The 2,026-nt window shown below is 46.0% G+C and carries 1 protein-coding gene and 1 pseudogene; both read right to left on the bottom strand.

Annotation, left to right across the window (positions count from 1 at the left end; translation table 11 throughout):
- Positions 1-349: 349 nt before the first annotated feature.
- The gene (locus PX481_RS13190; protein ID WP_223213028.1) at positions 350-1,663 is read right to left on the bottom strand and encodes a site-specific DNA-methyltransferase; all 1,314 of its coding nucleotides are present in this window, start codon (positions 1,661-1,663) and stop codon (positions 350-352) included.
- A gap of 213 nt (positions 1,664-1,876) precedes the next feature.
- Positions 1,877-2,026 (bottom strand): annotated as a pseudogene (locus PX481_RS13185) (RNA-guided endonuclease TnpB family protein); the annotation flags it as partial.

The raw sequence follows: 2,026 nt of genomic DNA, 5'->3' as shown, positions 1-2,026 counted from the left end.
GATGTACCACAAGAAGGATAATGCAAGGTTTTTGAAAGTCCCAATCCTATTTTCGCAGCATGAACATCGGACTTTAACAGGTCAAAAGCCTTATTTTAAAAGGGTTTTACCATTATTCAGCAAGCCCTAAGTAGATTGAAGGCCTAACGACATCTAGGGGTGCTACCCAGTGCCTTCGGCATCGCACTTTAACCCACAGTTTCAATCAATGTGCATGGTGCGTTCCCCAAAAATCTATTAGTGGAGCAGTAGGAGCCACCTTAGGGAACGCACCCTACAAGATTGCGTACTGCTACGCAGTGCCTTCGGCATCGCACTACAGCTTATTGGTTCAGCATAACGGATAAGTTCAGCGGCGCGCTTTAGCGCGTCCGCTGGAACGAATTGTTAGAACCCCGTTTGGCGATGTAATGTCAGCATCTTTAGGCTGAATGTTTTCTTCCGCAGCCTCTTCAAACAGTGTGAAGTCGGCAATACTGAATAATGGCAATGAAGCTGTTTTGGATTTCTCATTGACAAAATCACCCATACGATCCGAGCCATTAGCCATCCTATGCAATATTGTTGTAATAGCCTCCTGGCTACGATCAACACCAATCCATTTTCGCCCAAGCTCTGATGCCACCACTAATGTGGTTCCAGACCCTGCATAGCAATCTAGGACAAGATCACCGGGATTTGATGATGCTTCAATAATTCTAGAAAGAAGTGCAGGATTCTTTTCCGTTGGATAGCCGGTTATATGAATGTTTTGATTATGCGCGTCACGAAAGTCCATCCAAATGTCTTGCACTGGAATTCCAGCGCTATTTTCAAGATAGATTTTTCGGCGCGGATTTCCCGTTGGCGACCAATAAATCTCTCCACGGGCATCCATCTCATCTAGGGTTGACGGTTTATATTGCCAATGCTTTCCGGGTGGCGGCAGCTTGCCTTTCCACTCCCCACCTGTTTCCCCGTTACGGACACCGGGAGCATGGACGGGTACTTTTTTGTATCTGCGCCCATCGGGATCAAGGCATGGATACTCCTTTACTGATTTAACTTCATCCCATGGTTCAATTGGTCGGTTCCATACATAGTTATCGCTCTTTGTGTAGAAAAGAATGTAGTCGGCTACATTTCCGTATGTCTTTCTCGTGTAGTTCTTAGGATTGCACTTCTTGCGCGTTATGCAATTTCGGAAATTTTTCTCTCCGAAAATTTCATCTAAGACGACGCGAAAATGAAAAATCATTCTTTCATCAAGGTGAAGGTATAGAGAACCATCATCGGCCAACAAACGGTGAATTAAAATTAGGCGTTCGCGTAACGTTTCAACAAAATCAGGTCCAACAAGATGATCGTCATAAGCATGGTTTTGTTTTCTTGACTCAAAGGATGATGCAGTTGCAAATGGAGGATCGATGTAAACAAGTTTCACTTTTCCGCTTACGGCTTCATCCTTCGCTAAAGCCGCAAGTACAGCCAAGTTGTCCGCGTGGTAAAGCCTATTATCGCCGCCTGAATATGCCGAATTTGGCGAGTAGTGTCCTGCGGGAAGCGCAAGAATATCTTCTTGTGCCTTTTTTCCGGGGTACTCTAGGCGAAAACCATTAGTGTCCAGAGGCGACACCCTTTCCCCTTTTGTACGATTTCCCATGCCTGGAATTGGAACCGCCATACTTAAGACCTCAACCATTCAGATGTGATGCGATCTGGAACCATGCGCAGCGTGACAACCTTTACGCGGTCTGGCCATTGATCTTCGATGTAAGCGTAATCATTCCACATAGAACCAAGTAAGAGGCCTGGGCCGTCATTCACATAAATTACTTTGATATGTGGCAATCCTTGACATCCTCGCCGCCGTAAAACGGACGGCGATTCCCAAACCTCACGATTTAGGTTTCTGCTTCTTTCCCTTGCGGGGTTCCGCACCTGCCTTAACAGATTTACTCTGTTCTGGTCTTATGGTCGCTCTACAGACTGACACCGCAAGCCCTGCGGCCAAAATATTTTTACTGGCGTTAATATCTCGGTCATG

It is taken from the genome of Microcystis sp. M53603_WE2 (genome assembly GCF_030065435.1).
Note: the sequence above shows the minus strand (reverse complement) of the source record. Positions and strands in the feature narration are given on the sequence as shown.

Bases quoted from the DNA above. Each gene is read 5' to 3' on its own strand.
- PX481_RS13190 (WP_223213028.1), bottom strand. From the start codon at position 1,663: ATGGCGGTTCCAATTCCAGGCATGGGAAATCGTACAAAAGGGGAAAGG.